The following is a 17,986-nucleotide window of genomic DNA, read 5'->3' on the forward strand; positions in this document are numbered from 1 at the left end:
CCACGGGAACTGAAATTGGCTTGCCTGTGTTTTTCACAGCCATGCCACGGCGCAAGCCGTCTGATGCACCCAAACAGATGGTACGAACCACACCGTCACCCAGCTGCTGCTGAACTTCCAGTGTCAGTTCGGAACCTTCCATGGTTAGCGCGTCGTACACTTTCGGCATGTTGTTGCGTGAAAACTCAACGTCAATCACCGCGCCGATACACTGTACGATTTTTCCTTCGTTTGTCGCAGTACTCATCGTTATTTCCTTAATTCAAAATCGTTCCGAACATCCGCTTACACAGCCGCTGCGCCGCCGACGATCTCTGCCAATTCTTTGGTAATGGCAGCCTGACGGGCTTTGTTGTAGGTAAGTTGCAGTTCACTGATCACATTCTTGGCGTTGTCTGACGCTGCCTTCATCGCAACCATACGTGCTGATTGTTCTGAAGCCATGTTCTCTGCCACTGCCTGATACACCAATGCTTCGATGTAGCGCAGCAACAAATCGTCAATCACGGCCTTCGCATCCGGCTCATAGATGTAGTCCCACGATGTGGAACCCTCATCGGCTTGCAGCCTGTCGCCACCCAAGGGCAGCAATTGCTCGAACACGGCTTCTTGCTTCATGGTGTTGACAAAGCGGGTGTATGCCAAATAAACAGCATCCACTTCGCCCGCAACATACGCGTCAAGTTGAACCTTGATCGCGCCGATGAGTGCCTCCAGATGGGGCTTGTCACCAAGACCCGTCACTTTGGAAGTCACATCAACACCAATACGGTTAAAGAAGCCAGCGCCCTTTGTACCGATTGCGGTTGCTCGTACCTTTGCGCCCTTGGCACCAAACTCCTGAAACTTGCTGGTCACCAGACGCAGAATGTTGGTGTTCAAACCACCACACAGACCTTTGTCCGTTGTCACAACAATCGCAGCCACGTTTTTGATCTCGTCGCGCGCCACCATGTATTCATGGCGGTATTCAGGGTTTGCCTTGGCCAGGTTGGCGCAAATGTTCCGAACTTTGTCCGCATAGGGACGAGCCGAACGCATACGGTCCTGGGCTTTGCGCATTTTGGACGCAGCCACCATTTCCATCGCCTTCGTGATCTTTCGCGTGTTTTGCACGCTCTTGATCTTGGTCCGGATTTCCTTCATTCCTGACATCGTATTTCCTCCAATGACTGGGAAGGCACTAGACCTTCCGAGTTATGCGGTGGGTACAATCAGATCGCTCTGATTAATACGCGCCAGTTTTCTTGAATGATTTCACGGCCTCGTGCAGCTTTGGCTCATCATCTTTCGACAACTCGTAAGTCTGCTCGATACGATCGATCAAGTCCTTGTGGCTTGTCTGCATGTATTGACGCAGAGAAACCTCGAAAGGAAGAACGTTCGATACCTCGACATCATCCAAATAACCATTGTTGATTGCGAACAGGGCCAGTGCCATTTCCCATGTTTTCAATGGGGCATACTGGGGCTGCTTCAACAATTCAACCACACGGCGACCACGTTCCAGCTGGCGGCGGGTCGCTTCGTCCAAGTCTGAAGCGAACTGCGCAAACGCAGCCAATTCACGGTACTGGGCCAAGTCGGTACGAATACCGCCCGACAGCTTCTTGACCACCTTGGTCTGCGCTGCACCACCCACGCGAGACACGGAAATACCCGCGTTAATCGCTGGACGAATACCGGCGTTGAACAAGTCTGTTTCCAAGAAGATTTGACCGTCAGTAATCGAAATTACGTTGGTGGGAACGAATGCTGTTACGTCACCGGCTTGAGTTTCAATCACTGGCAAAGCGGTCAGAGAACCGGTTTTGCCTTTGACTTCACCTTTGGTGAAACGCTCAACATATTCCGCATTCACGCGTGATGCGCGCTCGAGCAAACGGCTGTGCAGGTAGAACACGTCACCTGGGTAAGCTTCGCGGCCAGGTGGGCGACGCAGCAACAGGGAAATTTGACGGTAAGCCACAGCTTGCTTGGACAGGTCATCGTACACAATCAGGGCATCTTCACCGCGATCGCGGAAGTACTCGCCCATGGTGCAACCAGAGTAAGGAGCCAGGTACTGCATGGCTGCTGATTCTGATGCAGAAGCCACCACAACAATGGTGTATTCCATTGCGCCGTGTTCTTCCAGCTTGCGCAACACGTTGACGATGGAAGAAGCCTTCTGACCTACAGCCACGTACACGCAGGTAACGCCAGTGCCTTTCTGGTTAATGATCGCGTCGATCGCAACAGCGGTTTTACCAGTTTGACGGTCACCAATGATCAATTCACGCTGGCCGCGGCCAACGGGAACCATGGCATCAATCGCCTTCACGCCGGTTTGCAGTGGCTGGTCAACTGACTTACGGTCAATCACGCCAGGCGCCACTTTTTCGATCACGTCGGTCAGCTTTGCGTTGACTGGGCCCTTGCCATCGATGGGCACGCCCAATGCATTCACCACGCGACCGCGCAGCTCGGGACCAACAGGCACTTCCAGAATACGACCGGTACACTTGACCATGTCACCTTCAGAAATGTGCTCGTAAGAACCCAAAATAACGACACCCACGGAATCACGTTCCAGGTTGAGCGCCAAACCAAAGGTGTTGCCTGGGAATTCCAGCATTTCACCTTGCATAACATCTGACAAACCATGAACGCGGCAAATACCGTCGCTCACGGACACTACAGTACCTTGTGTCCGGATGTCGGCCGATGATCCGAGGCCTTCGATCCGGCTCTTGATCAGTTCACTGATCTCAGAGGGATTAATCTGCATATTGATTGCTCCAATTACGTTTGAGGGCCAAGTTAGGCTGTTAAAGCCGCCTTCATCGCGTTAAGTTTGCCGCGCACCGAACTATCCAAAATTTGATCGCCCACGGTGACGCAAACGCCACCAATCAGCGATTCATCCACCTGAACAGTCACGTTCAGTTTGGAGCCAAATTTCTTTTCCAATGCACCACGTACGTTTTGAACTTCAGCGTCAGTCATGGGGAATGCCGAAGCGATGATCGCGTCTGCAGAACCTTCATGACTGTTCTTCAATTCTTCGAACTGTCGAGCGATTTCTGGCAAGGCCAGCAAACGGCCATTTTCCACAAGCGCACTCAAAAAATTCGTTGCTTGCGCTTCCGCCGGTGTCTTGGTCAGTTCAACAAACACGCTCAGCACTTGCTCGTCAGTCAACTTTGGGTTGCTGACCAGCAATTTGATGTCTGCGTTGCTTGCGACTGCCGACCACGACTGTAGCCAATCACTCCACTGGTTCAGGTTTGAGGTTTTAGCAACATCAAACGCTGCCTCAGCGTAAGGACGGGCGATGGTGGATAGTTCGACCATTTTGTGTTTCCTTAAGCTTTAGGCTTACAGTTCCGCTTTCAGTTGATTCAGCAAGTCTGCGTGGGCCTGGGCGTTCACTTCCTTTTTCAGGATTTGTTCAGCGCCTTTCACCACGAGAGTTGCCAACTGATCGCGCAACTGGTCACGGGCACGTTGTGCTTCGTTCGCAGCTTCCGCTTCAGCCTGCGCAAGAATTCGCTTGCGTTCAACTTCGGCTTGTTGTTTTGCCTCTTCGATAATCTGCTGGGCACGCTTTTCTGCTTCGGCCAGGCGCTGCTGATTTTCAGAACGGCTAGCAGCCAGTTCCTGTTCAGCTTTGCGACCGGCTTCTGCCAAAGCCTGCTTACCACGTTCTGCAGCGGCCAAGCCGTCTGCGATTTTCTTTGCACGCTCATCGATGCTCTTGATCAGTGGAGGCCACACATATTTCATTGTGAAGACCGCCAAGATGAAGAAAACGACGAGCTGAGCAAACAGCGTTGCGTTTAAGTTCACGGCATGTTTCCTCTAAAACGCACGAATTGGACTTAAAACATTCGTGCGGTGTTGTTCGAAGGAAGTGGCTGTAAATTAACCAACAAATGGGTTAGCAAACGCGAACATCATCGCGATACCAACACCGATCAGGAACGCAGCGTCGATCAGACCGGCCAAAACGAACATCTTTGTTTGCAGTTCGTTCATCAGTTCTGGCTGGCGAGCAGAAGCTTCCAGGTACTTACCACCCATGATCGCGATACCGATACAGGCACCAATCGCACCCAAACCAATGATAATGCCGCAAGCAAGAGCTACGAAAGCAACGTTAGTCATGACAACTCCTTAAATTGAAAAATGAAAAATTAAAAAAACCAAAAACTAAAAATCGATCAGTGGCCCTGATGTGCCTGGCCAATGTAGATCAAGGTCAACATCATGAAAATGAAGCCCTGGAGCAACACGATCAGAATGTGGAAAATCGCCCAAATTGTTCCGGCCAACACGTGACCCAAGAAGGCAAACGCACCACCCAAGGACAACGCAGCAGCGCCACCCAGCAAAGCGATCAGCATGAACACCAATTCGCCTGCATACATGTTGCCGAACAATCGCATGCCCAAGGACACGGTTTTCGCGGCAAACTCAATGAGGTTCAATACAAAGTTGGGGATCCACAGCAATGGATTGGCACCGAAGGGTGCGCAGAACAATTCATGGACAAAACCACCGGCACCCTTGATTTTGACGGAGTAGTACAGCATGAGTACCAGCACACCGAGAGACATGCCCAAGGCGCCGTTCAAGTCGGCAGTGGCTACCACACGCATGTAGGGATCGCCTGGGCTTGCTGCAAAGCCCAGGTTGTACAACAGGTGGCCCCAGGCCATGGGAATCAGGTCAACAGGCACCAAGTCGAAGGCATTCATGACCACAATCCACAGAAACACAGTCAAAGCCAAGGGGGCAATGAAACTGCGATCACCATGAACAATGGCTTTGGATTGGTTTTCAACCATTTCCACCATCATTTCGACGAAGCCCTGGAAACGACCGGGTACGCCAGAGGTGGCTTTGGAGGCTGCCTTACGCAGCATGAAGATCACTACAAGACCAGACAGGATGGAGAAAAACATCGTGTCGAGATTGATCACTGAGAAATCGACGATAAATTTTTGCTTATCGGTAGCGAAATGCTGCAAGTGATGGACGATGTACTCTGAGGGGGTAAGCCCATTCGGTGAAGATGCCATACTTATCTCAAGAAAAATGCCAAAAAATAGCTTTTGAGGGTGACGACCGCTGTGAGGATCAAGGACCACCAAACAATGTTCGGATCAACTTGACTCGCTACAAACATGATTGCGATTGTTGCGCCAACCTTCAGGAATTCTCCGGTCAAAAACACGAAAGTTCCACCAATGGGCGTTTTGCTACCCAAGGCCAGGCGTGCGGCGAACAATGTGCTCGGCAACGCGACGGCTACGAAACCCCATGCGGCAGACTGCGCGTGATTTGGGGACACCAACAACATGAGGAGGCAAACTGCCACCCCGACGACCCATTGGAGTCCGACTATTTTCCACATATTTGCTGCGCTGCCACATTTGACCTTGATCGGATACGTGTTTTCCGCAAGGCTCACGTGTTTTTGACAAACCGCCAGATTATAGGGGTTTGTACGCCCCCTCGTCAAACGAAAACGGCTTATTTTTCACACCGATTTGGTGCAAAAGTTAAAGCTCTTCTTTGGGAAAGCCGATGCGCTCCAGCACACCGTCCAGCTCATCCAAATTATTGAATTTAATAGTAACACTGCCCTTGCCATTTGCATTGGCTTTTAACTGCACAGCGCTGGCCAACCAGTCGGCCAAACCTTCCTCGAGACGACGTACATCCGCTGTTTGCCTGGGTTTGCTGGCTTGGCGATCACCATCACTGGCCCAGTCATTGACCAACTTTTCCGTTTCCCGAACCGACAAACGCTTGTTAACTACTTCGTTAGCGCAGGCAATTTGCTCGGCTGTGGTCAGCGCCAACAAAGCACGGGCATGGCCCATCTCAATGTCGCCAGCCAGCAACATGGTTTGAACCGGCTCAGCCAGGTTGAGCAGCCGCAACATGTTGCTTGTTGCACTGCGGGATCGACCGATCGCACGGGCAGCATCTTCATGGGTCAAACTGAATTCACGAATGAGCCGCTGCACACCCAAAGCTTCTTCCAACGGATTGAGGTCTTCACGTTGAATGTTTTCGATCAGAGCCATGGCCAAGGCGGATTCGTCGGGTACTGCACGGACCAGAACGGGCACTTCCTCCAGTCCTGCCAATTTGGAGGCGCGGAATCGGCGCTCACCTGCGATAATTTCGTATTTTCCAGAGCCAATTGGACGAACCAGAATGGGTTGCATGATGCCCTGACTTTTAATGGACTCCGCCAACTCCATGAGCGAGGATTCATCCATTCGGGAGCGAGGTTGATACTTGCCCGCCTGCAGCTTTCCCAAAGCCAAGGTCATGACTTGTTCACCCATGTCCTTGTTGGCATCGTCACCTGAAGGGCCCAATAGGGCCTCCAAGCCGCGGCCCAGGCCTTTGCTACGTTTAATTGCGTTCATATGTTCTTCTGCTGAATATAGTTATGCCGCGGCTTAGGCGGCAATCGGCAAGCCCAAGCGATCGACCATTTCATTGGCAAAGTCCAGATAAGCCTTTGCACCTTTGCTGGTTTTGTCGAACAACACACCGGGAACCCCGTAGCTGGGCGCTTCGGCCAAACGCACATTGCGAGGAATGATTGTTTTAAACACTTTGTTACCAAAATGCTTTTCCAGCTGGGCCGAAACCTGCTGCGCCAATGTCATCCGGGGATCGTACATCACGCGAAGCAAACCGATGATCGTGAGATTGGGATTCAGGTTTTTACAAACTTGCTTGATGGTATTGACCAAATCACTCAGACCTTCCAGCGCATAGTATTCACATTGCATCGGAATGACTACGCCGTTGGCACAGCACAGGGCGTTCAAAGTCAGCAACGACAAAGCTGGTGGGCAATCGATCAGAATGAAATCATACTGATCATCCACTTCCAGAATGGCTTCCCGCAATTTGATTTCACGGTTTTCAAACTCGACCATTTCGACTTCTGCACCGGCCAATTCGCGGTTTGCCGCCAACACATCAAATTCGCCTTCTGCGCGAACTGTGGCCTCGGCCACACCCACCATGCCTACCAACACCTGATAGACCGTGTGCTTTACACTGCGTTTGTCAATGCCGCAACCCATCGTGGCATTGCCCTGGGGATCCAGATCCACCAGCAACACCCGCTGTTTGGCCATGGCCAAACCCGCAGCCAGATTCACCGCCGTGGTGGTTTTTCCCACGCCACCTTTCTGGTTGGCTATGCAGAAAACTTTCGCCATCTTCTTGTCCTGTGAATGAATGCTTTGATTTTAGCGTTTAATCATGAACAAGTGCCTTGCTTCGTCCAAGAATGGCACTTCAATTGGATGAAGCGCATCAATTCGCCAATTCTCCGGAACATCACTGTCCACTTCCACCTTGCCTTTGAGGGCCGCAAATTGCCCCTCCTCGGCCAAAAGGTGTTGACTGAGAGCGATGAAATTGTCGATGCTGGAAAATGCACGTGAACAAATCAGGTCGAATGGCACCCCGGGCTGGTACTCCTCGACCCGACCATGTACAGCATGCGCATTTTTCAAACCCAAGCTGGCAATGGCCTGCTGCATGAATGCGGCTTTTTTCTGAACGGTATCGATCAATGTCACTTGCCAGTTTGGCTGAGCAATTGCCAACACCAAACCAGGCAGCCCTGCGCCCGCACCCACATCCAGTATTCTGGGCTGTCGGTTTGATTGAAGCGCAACTGAAACTGCTGGCAGCACAGCGAGCGAATCGAGCAAGTGGTGTGTGACCAGCTCTCGATTGTTACGGATGGCGGTTAAGTTATAAACCCGGTTCCATTTCTGGATCAGCTGACCATATTTAAACAGCTGTGCATGTTGATCGACGCTCAAACCCAAACGAAGTTGTGCAATCCCATCGTTCAGCAGCAATTGGTCCGAAGACTCGAGGGTTTCAGACTTTGGTTTTCGGTGTACTGAACTCAAGCCACTTGCTCCGGAGCATCGTCACTGGAATGAGTCGCGCTCTTTGCCTTGTTCAACAAATCACGTTTCTTTAAATGAACCAGCAACAAGGAAATGGCTGCAGGTGTAATACCTTGAATTCGACCGGCCTGACCAATCGTTTCAGGCTTGTGGGTATTCAGCTTTTGCTGCACCTCTTTGCTCAATCCGTTTACACCTGAATAATCGAAGTCCTCAGGCAAGCGGATGGATTCGTTGCCCGCACCACGCTCCACTTCTGCCTGCTGGCGCAGCACATAACCCGCATACTTCACCTCGATTTCCAACTGAGAAACCAAATCATTCTGTTGCAAAGGATTGCTCAGAGCCCTTTCGCCATTCTCCTTGCTCAAAGTGCTGAGATCTTGATAACTGACGTCCGGGCGTTTTAGCAGATCATACAAGTTGTACTCGCGATCAATTCCTTTGTGCAGCACTCGCTCTGCTTCGGCCTGCGCGACAATTTTCGGATTGATCCACGTGGAACGCAAACGTTGCTTTTCCTGCTCCACAGCCTCCCGCTTTTCCGAAAAAGCCTTCCAGCGGATGTCATCGACCAAACCGAGCTCGCGACCGATTGGCGTGAGGCGCTGATCCGCATTGTCCTCGCGCAGGCTTAAACGGTACTCTGCGCGACTCGTGAACATGCGGTAAGGCTCTGCCACACCCTTGCTGGTTAAATCATCCACAAGCACACCCAGATAGGCTTCATCACGACGGGGCGTCCATTGCTCTCTGCCCTGCACCATCAATGCGGCATTCACACCCGCCAACAAACCTTGAGCCGCCGCCTCTTCGTAACCCGTGGTGCCATTGATTTGACCGGCGAAGAACAAACCCTCAATGGCTTTGGTTTCAAGAGTGGTTTTCAATGCGCGTGGATCGAAATAATCGTATTCGATCGCATACCCTGGCCGCATGATGTAAGCATTTTCCAAACCCTTGATGGAATGCAAAAGATTCAACTGAACATCGAATGGCAAGGAAGTGGACACACCGTTGGGATAATACTCATTGGTGGTTAAACCCTCGGGCTCCAGGAAAATTTGATGCGACTCCTTGTCCGCAAAGCGATGGATCTTGTCTTCGATCGATGGGCAGTAACGGGGCCCAACGCCTTCGATCACACCGGTGTACATTGGGCTTCTGTCCAATCCTCCACGAATAATGTCGTGGGTTTTCTGGTTGGTGTGCGTGATCCAGCAGGGAAGTTGCTTCGGATGCATGGCCGCATTCCCCAGGTAGGAAAACACGGGCACGGGATTCAAATCACCTGGCTGCTCTTGCATGACTGAGAAGTCGATGCTGCGACCATCAATTCGGGGCGGGGTACCAGTTTTTAATCGACCCTGCGGCAATTTCATTTCCTGCAAACGCATACCCAACCCAATGGCGGGAGGATCCCCTGCCCGACCAGCGGAGTAATTTTGCAAACCCACATGGATCTTGCCATTCAAAAAAGTACCAGCGGTCAAGACCACGGCTCTGGCCTTAAACTTCAGGCCAACCTGGGTGACTGCCCCACACACCCTGTCGCCATCCAATAAAAGGTCCTCGACGGACTGCTGGAAAATGCTCAAATTGGCTTGATTCTCCAGACGTGTTCGGATGGCCTGACGGTACAGAACACGATCTGCTTGCGCTCGCGTTGCACGCACAGCTGGGCCTTTGGAACTGTTCAGGATACGGAACTGAATACCAGCCTCGTCGGTAGCGATCGCCATCGCGCCACCCAAAGCATCCACCTCTTTGACCAAGTGGCCTTTGCCGATACCACCAATCGACGGGTTACACGACATTTGCCCAAGTGTTTCGATGTTGTGTGTCAGCAGCAGGGTTTTACTTCCAGCACGTGCAGACGCGAGCGCAGCCTCGGTACCTGCATGACCTCCGCCCACCACAATGACATCAAACTCTTCGGGATAAAACATGATTCACTCCTGGCACTGGGTGCCGGAATCCTACATCGGATTCAACATACAAATGCCGAAATCAAAAACGCTTGATTCGGCGACAATGGCGCAATTATATGCTTCGGCATGATTTTGCCCAAGCGAACATGTTTCACGTGGAACAGAAAACAGACAAGGTTAATCAATGGCATGCTTTCCTGATTGACCGGCTGCTTTGGTACAAACCTGCTCGCGCGCCTATTTGCCTCGCTCAACTCCTTACGTCGCTTACCTCGCTTACGTCGCTTGCGTCGGTTGCTCAGGCGCATACCCTCTTTCGCCAGAAAACCCGACCGCCCCCTTGTTATTGATTAACCGCCCTAAGCCCACCCGCTAAACAGCGGGCGGGCTGCGCTTTCGGCCTTGCCGAACGGACGGTGAATTCAACACCAAGGGCAGGTTTTCTTGATCTGCGCTGCGAGGGCATTGCAGCCTGAGTGCGCCGGCAACGGTGCATGCGACAGCGACGGAAACTGCGTTCGTTAGCTCGGGCAAGGCTTGGGTGCTGTGTCGCCTTGCCGGTTTTGCGAGGCTTCCCGGCGGATTCGCAGCGCGGGGCGGTTCCGGCAGGAACCGATGCGAAGACGCCAAAGCGTTTCGCACGCCCCAAGCCAGAAGCATCAAGCCGGATCAGAAGACTTGCTTAGGCAAGGTGGCCAGCACCGGAGCCTCACCCACGCCAAAAAAAGCCGACCAAACCCATCATGTTCCACGTGGAACAATCACGCAAGCCACGCTTTCAAGTATGGCCAATAACTGTCGTAACTGGTCCGCAGTATTAATAAAAACACAACCGCCAACAACGCCTTGCGCACAAACCCGGCACCCTTGCGAATGGCCAAACTCGCACCCACCCTCGCACCGGCCAAATTAAAGACCGCCATCAGCAAACCCAAAGCGACAATCACATGCCCTGCTGGTGCAAACCAGGCAAGCGACGCCAAGTTGCAGGCAATGTTCACCATTTTTGCACCCGCAGTAGCAGCCAAAAAATCAAAGCCGAAAAACACCACGAAAGCGACCATCAAGAACGAACCGGTGCCCGGACCGAAAAACCCGTCATAAAAACCAATCGCCAACCCGACGCAAGCTCCGAAGAAACGTTCACGGTTTTTGTCTAACTTGGGCGCATGCACACTACCCAGGTCCTTGCGCAAAAAGGTGTAAACCGCCACCGCGATCAACAGCAAGGGCAACATCAAACGCAGCACCTCTGTCGAAATTTGCGTGACGATGTACGCACCACAATAAGCACCCAGCAATGCCATGACGGTCGCAGGAAGCACTGCGTTCCAGGGAACCTGAATGGCCTTGGCATATTTATAAGCGGCAAAGCTCGTACCGACCACACTGGATATTTTGTTGGTGCCCAGCAAGGTGGCATGCCCGTGGGAAGGCATCAAGCCGAACAAGGCCGGAATCTGGATTAATCCTCCACCCCCGACCATGGCATCGATCAGACCCGCACCAAAAGCCGCCGCACACAAAGCCAGCAACACCCACAACTCAATGTTTTCAAACATGAAAAAATTCCGCTGAAAAGAAAACGGGCGCCTTGTGGGCGCCCGCCATAGGACTAATTCCGGAGTATCAGAATAAAGTCAAAACGTTCAAGCCAAATCAGGCCGCCAAACGGCTGGCGATTTGCGCTTTGGTTTCTTCCAGCTGTGCTGGCAAGTTGTGTTTCAGTTTTTCGAACAACTCAGCATGCAGGTTCAACTCTTCAAGCCAGGCTGCTTTGTCAATCGCGGTGATGGAATCGAACTGCTCTTTGCTGAACTCCAGGCCATCCCAGGAAATATCGTCGTAGCTCGGTGAGGTGCCAAATACATGGTCAACACCCTTGCCCTTGCCCTCTACTCGCTCCAAGGCCCATGCCAAAACCCGCATGTTTTCGCCAAAACCAGGCCAAATGAATTTACCTTCGGCATCGGTACGGAACCAGTTTACGCAGAAAATACTGGGCAATTTCGCGCCGGAAGATTCCAGCTTCTTGCCCAAATCCAGCCAGTGCTGGAAGTAATCAGACATGTTGTAACCGCAGAATGGCAACATGGCAAACGGATCACGGCGAACTACACCTTGCTGGCCAAAAGCCGCAGCAGTGGTTTCCGAGCCCATAGTGGCTGCCATGTATACGCCTTCCACCCAATTGCGAGCTTCAGTAACCAGCGGCACAGTGGTTGAACGGCGCCCACCGAAAATGAAGGCGTCAATTTCAACACCAGCTGGATTGTCCCAGTTGTTGTCGATCACGGGGTTCTGCTCTGCAGCCACGGTAAAGCGGGCGTTGGGGTGAGAGGCCTTGCGACCACAATCCGGGGTCCAGTCCTGACCAGTCCAGTCAACCAAGTGCGCAGGCGCTTCTTTCGACAGGCCTTCCCACCACACATCGCCATCGTCTGTCAGGGCCACGTTGGTGAAAATCACATTGGCATTCAAAGAGGCCATGCAATTGGAGTTGGTCTTTGTATTGGTGCCGGGGGCGACGCCAAAATAACCTGCCTCGGGATTGATCGCGCGCAATTTGCCATTGGCATCAGGTTTGATCCAGGCAATGTCATCACCAATGGTGGTTACCTTCCAGCCCTTCATTGAGGCAGGTGGAATCAACATGGCGAAGTTGGTTTTGCCGCATGCCGATGGGAACGCGGCCGCCACATGGTACTTCTTCCCTTGAGGATTTGTAACACCCAGAATCAGCATGTGCTCAGCCAGCCAGCCTTGGTCACGACCCATGGTAGACGCAATGCGCAAAGCCAGACATTTTTTGCCCAACAAGGCGTTACCACCATACCCGGAACCATAAGACCAGATTTCACGGGTTTCAGGGTAGTGAACAATGTACTTGGTGGTTGGGTTGCAAGGCCATGCAACATCCTTCTGGCCTGCTTCCAAAGGTGCGCCCACAGTGTGCACGCAAGGTACAAACTCGCCGTTTTCGCCCAACACGTCGTAAACGGCTTTGCCCATGCGCGTCATCATGCGCATGTTCACAACCACGTAGGCGGAATCAGACAACTCAACGCCGATGTGGGCAATGGGGCTACCCAGTGGGCCCATGGAAAACGGCACCACATACAAGGTGCGACCGCGCATGGAACCTTTGAACAAACCGTTCAATGTGGCGCGCATTTTGGCGGGGTCTTCCCAGTTGTTGGTGGGGCCAGCATCTTCTTTCTTTTCAGAACAGATGTAGGTTCGATCTTCCACTCGGGCAACGTCTGAGGGATCAGACCAAGCCAGGTAAGAATTGGGGCGCTTCTCAGGGTTGAGTTTGCGAAGCGTACCTGCTTCAACCATTTCTGCGCAAAGGCGATCGTACTCTTCTTGTGAACCGTCGCACCACACAATGTTCTTGGGCTCGGTCAGGGCAGCAATTTCTTGCACCCAAGCCACAAGCTTCTTGTGCTTGACATACGATGGCACGGTCTGGCTGACCATAGACAGCACTGCACTCATGCTAAAACCTCCAGATAGACAAATGTAATTCTTTTGTGCGGGGGCTTTGGCGTTGCTCTACAGTGTGACCGGAACATGACACCAAGCACACGGGCGATCGACTTGTCGCTTATCCGCAAACTTAGCCCTCGAGTTTAACATGTTGTAAGCAAACGGAAATAAGTTTTTCCTATAGGCATTATCACCTAATCGCATACGGTGTTTGCTTTCCGACACAGGCCATGTAAAGTGGCGAAATTGCACGACTATGGAAGCCCTATGAAGCTGATTGCAATTTGTACCGGACTGGTTGCCCCACTGGTTTATCGAACGGCGTCAGGTGACATCAAAACCGAAGCAAGCGGAATCAAAAAACAGGCTGTCAGCACCGAACAAAACCCCATGTCCATTGAAATCAAAAAGCTGGGACTGGAAGGCGACGAACAATGCAATTTATCGGTGCATGGCGGGCTGGACAAGGCGGTGTACATGATGCCGGCTGAGCATTATGAATTCTGGAAAGCTCGTCGCCAGGAAAAGAATCTGGACACGGATCTGCCTTGGGGGTTTTTGGGCGAAAACCTGGTGGTGAAAGGCCTGGATGAAAACCAGGTTCGGATCGGGGATGAATTTGAATTGGGCGAGGTAAGACTTCGTGTAACCGACCCTCGCGAGCCATGCCACAAATTTGCCATTCGGATGGGTTACGGCGCGGCCCCGAAACAAATGATCCAGCAAGGCAACTGCGGCTGGTACTTGCGTGTGATCCAAGCAGGGCATTTGAAGGCGGGAATCGAGTTAAAGCATTTCGCCAACCCACAGGGCAAAACAGTGCTTGAATCTTTTCGATACAAAACCCGAAAGGGACAAATGGACCTGTTGTAACAAGCCTAGGTGTTTTGCTGCTTTCTCCACACCCTGGCCTGCTGTGAAGCGGCAGGCAACGCCAGGCGGTCCAATCGCTCGATCCACACGGGGTTGGGGTCGTAACCGTAATGGGTCACCGCCAGAGCCAAGGCTTCTTCATCCCAACCGTCTTCGCAATACAAGTCGAACAAGGCTTCAGCCAACACCGGGCTTCTGGGCAAGGCACGCAACCATTGCTCGGCTTGCACAATTGCATCGCGTGAACGACCCGCCTCACGCAACATACGAACAGCCAACACGGCCTCAAAGTCATCCACTGCAGATTTCCGAAGCAACTCAGCCAGCAAACGCTTTTCACCCAGATGATCTAAAAGCGCACGAACGCGCAACCTTCTCCACCGCTTGTCGAAAGAGCGCCAACTCACATTGCTGGTGGGCTGCATTTCATTCATCTCATTGATCTCGAGCTCAATCAGGCCTAACACGGTGTGACGATCACACAGGGCGATTTGCTTCCACCACCAGGAAGGGTCTACCAGACCAGCCTGATCCAACATGGCCACCGGATAGACCAGGTGGGCTCGCTCAATCGGATTCTCAATCCGAGCCGAAACAATGTTCAACCAATCGCGTGTGAACTCTCGCACCGCCTTGAGCAACAGACCATGTTTGTCATCAGCCCCTTCACAAATGGCCAGTAACTTTTGAAGCCCATGTGCGCCCAGCTCAACCAACAAATTTGGATCTTGCTGGCGCTGTAACTCTGACTGCAACCAGCCATCGAGAACTTGCGTGCGAATCGCGATTCGCTCACACGATGACGCCGAGGGGCAACGCGCCTGTCCGATAAATCGGTTGATCAATTGTTTGAGTTTGCGCGGCCCGACCTTCTGGTCGGCATCATCTTTGGAATCGAGAAGCTCACAACTGCTTTCCAAAAACTGAAATGCCCGATGAAGATCGGGTAGATGCTGCGAAGCCCGCCCGAACCAGAGCATCCATTCCTGTCCACTGCGCGTGGCCAATGGGGAGTTTTGCTGCTCTTTTAGCATTCCAGACCTCCCTTTTGGAACAGCGGCTGAATCACTCACTGAACAAATATCATCAGCGGATTTTGTAATGGCCTGGCGCATACGCCTTGGTGCGAACAAAGCCACGCAACTTCAGGTGTTTCGTTTTGCGGCCCGTAACACGTTCGCGCCACATCTTGAAACTGCTGGCTTTCATGCTGGTGCGCATCAGTTCAATGGTCTGAGACTCGTTCAAACCAAACTGGAGTTCTATGGCTTCAAATGGGGTCCTGTCTTCCCACGCCATCTCGACAATGCGGGAAACATCCTCTTCGGACAACTTAAACTTCAAAGATTTGGACATCTGATCTCACTGACCGCTACACTGGAGAAAATTCAACATTCAGTATATGACAGAAGGGGCTTACAGGTGAAAAGAGCATTGCTCAGCTTGATCGTCTTGATCACATTGGTAATCGTTGTCTTCTTTGGCTTGGGCCTGTACTCCGAAACCGGTGCCCCCCCGGGACTGGCCAATGGTCAATTGGCACCGTGCCCAAACAAACCGAACTGCGTGAGTAGCGAAAGTTCACCCTCCGACGATCACTCAATTGCCGCTCTACCGATTACACCCAGCATGGGAGAGGAACCTTTGCTGAAAGTGAAAGAGGCCATTGAACTGTTGGGTGGTGATGTCAACTTCTCCAACGATCAATACATGGCCAGTACTTTCACCAGTGACCTTTTCGGCTTTGTCGACGATGTGGAATTTCGTGTCGATCAGGGCAGTGGTTTGCTTCATGTTCGGTCTGCATCCCGGGTTGGTTACAGTGATCTGGATGCCAACCGCAAACGTGTGGAGCAATTACGACTGCTTTTAAACACGAACTAGGGTAATTACTCACGAAACTTTCCTATTTTTTATTGGGTAGTTCAAAAGTGTAGTCCCTCGTACGGGTGACAAAGTGTAAAGTGAGTACCGAGAGGAAAAAGGGACGGAGACACTTCCACAATGAGCAGTCCAAAGGAAATCGACGAGGCGGTGAGGCTTACGGAGCTTTACCAACTCGATATTCTGGACACGGAAAAAGAAGAGTACTTTGAAGCGCTAGTGGACCTGGGTTTGTCAGCGTTCAATTGCGCATTCTGTTTTATTGCATTTGTTGATTCTGATCGACTTTGGTTCAAAGCCAAACGCGGATTTGAGGTCAAGGAAGTCCCACGCGATCTCTCCATTTGTTCTCACACCATTCAACACGATCAACCGCATGTCATCAACGATTGCCTTGAACACCCTGTGTTCAAGACCAACCCCTTGGTGCTTGGCAGCCCCTGGATTCGTGCCTATTTGGGCATCCCGATCCGCTCGGTGAGTGGCAATAATATTGGTACGTTTTGCCTGCTCAACAACGCCGCGCGAACCTGGACCAAATCAGAGACGACCGTTGCAACAGCCCTGGCCAAACTGGTTGAACACAGCCTTGTTGAGCGTGCCCTGAAAGCCAAAGAATCAAACGAATTGAATTCCAAACAACAACACAACTACAACAATCAAGGTTTGGGGAGCTGGAAGAACACCGACCATGGCGACTTGATTGAGCTGTCGCCTTCCATGGAGAAATGGTTGAACCTGTCGCAAACCCGTGTGGTGCTGGCCAGCTGGTTCAACAACTTACCGATCGACGAAGACCGCGAGATGGTCGAGAAAGCGAGACTTGAGCGCGATGGAAATGCCTTCGTCTATCGTGTTCGCTTGCCCAGCGGCGACATTGTGCGTTTTGAAGAACAGGTCTACGACAGCGGCAATGCAGGTGATACCCGTTTGTTTGGTTTGGTGAAAAAGATCAGCGAACCTGCTCTGGAAAATATTCACATAGAAGCACCAAGCGATCGCGAAAACATGCCCCGCATGGAGCCCAACCAAGACTTGAAAAAGTTTCCCAAAGCTTTTTTAAGAGAGACGGTGAAAGGCCGACTCGCACTCGACCATCAGGGCTTGATCACTGGATTGTCCAACTCCGGTGACGAAGAGTTTACGAAGATAAAACACAAGGAAAGTTTTGTAGATCTGCTTCATGGTGAAGATCAGGAAACATTCTCGAAGATTCTGAATCAATGCCTGAAAAGCAATTTGCCTTCAGAGGCGTGGGTGCGTCTGAATTTTCAGGGGGAAAACGGGACTTGGCTACGCATGGAGCTTTGCCCGAAAAAAGGATTCACTGCGTTCAAAAAACCATCGGTGATCGCGAACTTTACGGCGATGATCAACAAGTCATCTTCGGTCCAGAAATCAATTTTTGATGAAAGTCTTTTGAGTTTGACAGGCACATTGGCCAAAGTAGGTGGCTGGTACTATCACCTCGAAAGCGGTTCGCTCAAAACCACGGAAATACTTCGCGAAGTACTGGGCGCCAGCAAAGACTCACTCAATTCAATCTTTCATCTCAGCTCAATACTCTCCCGATTGTCAGGTCGCAACATCGCGGTGCTTTTCATCGAATGCATCAATAACCGCAAACCCGCCAGCCTTGAATTTGAAGCACTTGGAACGCAGGAGAAGAAGAAGTGGTTTCGCATGATGATCCGCCCATCCATCAGCGATGAGGGTGTACCCATGGGCCTTTACGGCTCAATCGTCGACATCTCCGAGACTCGACGGGTTGAACAGGCGCTGGAAAAAAATCTTCTGACCTACAACCTGATTGTCGACAACCTCACCGACGGTTTGGTTGAAATCGATTCCAGCCTG

At 51.8% G+C, this 17,986-nt stretch carries 18 protein-coding genes and 1 pseudogene; 3 read left to right on the forward strand and 16 right to left on the reverse strand.

Features of this window, described 5'->3' with window-relative positions; genetic code table 11:
- From A0129_RS13665 to A0129_RS13730, 14 genes and pseudogenes are all read right to left on the reverse strand, one after another.
- Nucleotides 1–247: pseudogene (locus tag A0129_RS13665) on the reverse strand (F0F1 ATP synthase subunit beta); the annotation flags it as partial.
- A 38-nt stretch (nt 248–285) separates the two neighbouring features.
- On the reverse strand, nt 286–1,155 hold the full coding sequence (atpG, locus tag A0129_RS13670; RefSeq protein WP_105027745.1) for a F0F1 ATP synthase subunit gamma: 870 nt from the start codon (nt 1,153–1,155) through the stop codon (nt 286–288).
- A 73-nt stretch (nt 1,156–1,228) separates the two neighbouring features.
- Nucleotides 1,229–2,770: a F0F1 ATP synthase subunit alpha gene (gene atpA / locus A0129_RS13675; RefSeq protein ID WP_291715825.1), complete on the reverse strand. Its 1,542-nt coding sequence runs from the start codon at nt 2,768–2,770 to the stop codon at nt 1,229–1,231.
- A gap of 32 nt (nt 2,771–2,802) precedes the next feature.
- Nucleotides 2,803–3,336: a F0F1 ATP synthase subunit delta gene (locus A0129_RS13680; protein WP_291715832.1), complete on the reverse strand. Its 534-nt coding sequence runs from the start codon at nt 3,334–3,336 to the stop codon at nt 2,803–2,805.
- Nucleotides 3,337–3,360: 24 nt separating this feature from the next.
- Nucleotides 3,361–3,831, reverse strand: a complete 471-nt coding sequence (locus A0129_RS13685) for a F0F1 ATP synthase subunit B (RefSeq protein WP_291715834.1) — start codon at nt 3,829–3,831, stop codon at nt 3,361–3,363.
- Nucleotides 3,832–3,906: 75 nt separating this feature from the next.
- The gene (atpE, locus tag A0129_RS13690) at nt 3,907–4,149 is read right to left on the reverse strand and encodes a F0F1 ATP synthase subunit C (RefSeq protein WP_008247085.1); all 243 of its coding nucleotides are present in this window, start codon (nt 4,147–4,149) and stop codon (nt 3,907–3,909) included.
- 56 nt (nt 4,150–4,205) lie between these two features.
- Entirely contained in the window at nt 4,206–5,066 is an 861-nt protein-coding gene (gene atpB, locus A0129_RS13695; protein ID WP_291715836.1) for a F0F1 ATP synthase subunit A, read from the reverse strand.
- Between the two features lie 2 nt (nt 5,067–5,068).
- Entirely contained in the window at nt 5,069–5,458 is a 390-nt protein-coding gene (locus A0129_RS13700) for an ATP synthase subunit I (protein WP_291715838.1), read from the reverse strand.
- Nucleotides 5,459–5,549: 91 nt separating this feature from the next.
- Nucleotides 5,550–6,431 (reverse strand): ParB/RepB/Spo0J family partition protein, encoded by an 882-nt coding sequence (locus tag A0129_RS13705; RefSeq protein WP_291715840.1) that lies wholly within the window; start codon nt 6,429–6,431, stop codon nt 5,550–5,552.
- 33 nt (nt 6,432–6,464) lie between these two features.
- Nucleotides 6,465–7,241, reverse strand: coding sequence for a ParA family protein (locus tag A0129_RS13710; protein WP_291715843.1), 777 nt, complete (start codon nt 7,239–7,241; stop codon nt 6,465–6,467).
- Nucleotides 7,242–7,271: 30 nt separating this feature from the next.
- Nucleotides 7,272–7,949, reverse strand: coding sequence for a 16S rRNA (guanine(527)-N(7))-methyltransferase RsmG (rsmG, locus tag A0129_RS13715; protein WP_291715845.1), 678 nt, complete (start codon nt 7,947–7,949; stop codon nt 7,272–7,274).
- Nucleotides 7,946–9,898, reverse strand: a complete 1,953-nt coding sequence (gene mnmG, locus A0129_RS13720) for a tRNA uridine-5-carboxymethylaminomethyl(34) synthesis enzyme MnmG (protein WP_291715847.1) — start codon at nt 9,896–9,898, stop codon at nt 7,946–7,948. The genes rsmG and mnmG overlap by 4 nt, the downstream gene beginning before the upstream one ends.
- A gap of 743 nt (nt 9,899–10,641) precedes the next feature.
- On the reverse strand, nt 10,642–11,442 hold the full coding sequence (locus A0129_RS13725) for a TSUP family transporter (protein WP_291715848.1): 801 nt from the start codon (nt 11,440–11,442) through the stop codon (nt 10,642–10,644).
- Nucleotides 11,443–11,539: 97 nt separating this feature from the next.
- Nucleotides 11,540–13,381, reverse strand: a complete 1,842-nt coding sequence (locus A0129_RS13730) for a phosphoenolpyruvate carboxykinase (GTP) (RefSeq protein ID WP_291715850.1) — start codon at nt 13,379–13,381, stop codon at nt 11,540–11,542.
- Between the two features lie 258 nt (nt 13,382–13,639).
- On the opposite strand from A0129_RS13730, the gene A0129_RS13735 reads away from it, so the two are divergent.
- A complete protein-coding gene (locus A0129_RS13735) occupies nt 13,640–14,245 on the forward strand; it encodes an MOSC domain-containing protein (RefSeq protein WP_291715852.1) in 606 nt (201 codons plus the stop codon).
- Between the two features lie 5 nt (nt 14,246–14,250).
- On the opposite strand, the gene A0129_RS13740 is transcribed toward A0129_RS13735, so the two are convergent.
- Together A0129_RS13740 and A0129_RS13745 are read right to left on the reverse strand one after the other, a co-directional pair.
- Entirely contained in the window at nt 14,251–15,279 is a 1,029-nt protein-coding gene (locus A0129_RS13740) for a hypothetical protein (protein ID WP_291715854.1), read from the reverse strand.
- A gap of 52 nt (nt 15,280–15,331) precedes the next feature.
- Nucleotides 15,332–15,601 (reverse strand): TIGR03643 family protein, encoded by a 270-nt coding sequence (locus A0129_RS13745; RefSeq protein ID WP_291715855.1) that lies wholly within the window; start codon nt 15,599–15,601, stop codon nt 15,332–15,334.
- A 66-nt stretch (nt 15,602–15,667) separates the two neighbouring features.
- Here A0129_RS13745 and A0129_RS13750 point away from each other — a divergent pair, with 66 nt between their 5' ends.
- Nucleotides 15,668–16,129 carry a DUF1499 domain-containing protein gene (locus A0129_RS13750; protein WP_291715858.1) on the forward strand — a complete coding sequence of 154 codons (462 nt, stop codon included), beginning with the start codon at nt 15,668–15,670 and terminating at the stop codon, nt 16,127–16,129.
- 120 nt (nt 16,130–16,249) lie between these two features.
- On the forward strand, nt 16,250–17,986 hold a 1,737-nt coding region (locus A0129_RS13755; protein ID WP_291715860.1), incomplete at its 3' end, for a GAF domain-containing protein.

Origin of the sequence: Limnobacter sp. CACIAM 66H1, assembly GCF_001601825.1 — a bacterium.
GTDB lineage: Bacteria > Pseudomonadota > Gammaproteobacteria > Burkholderiales > Burkholderiaceae_B > Limnobacter.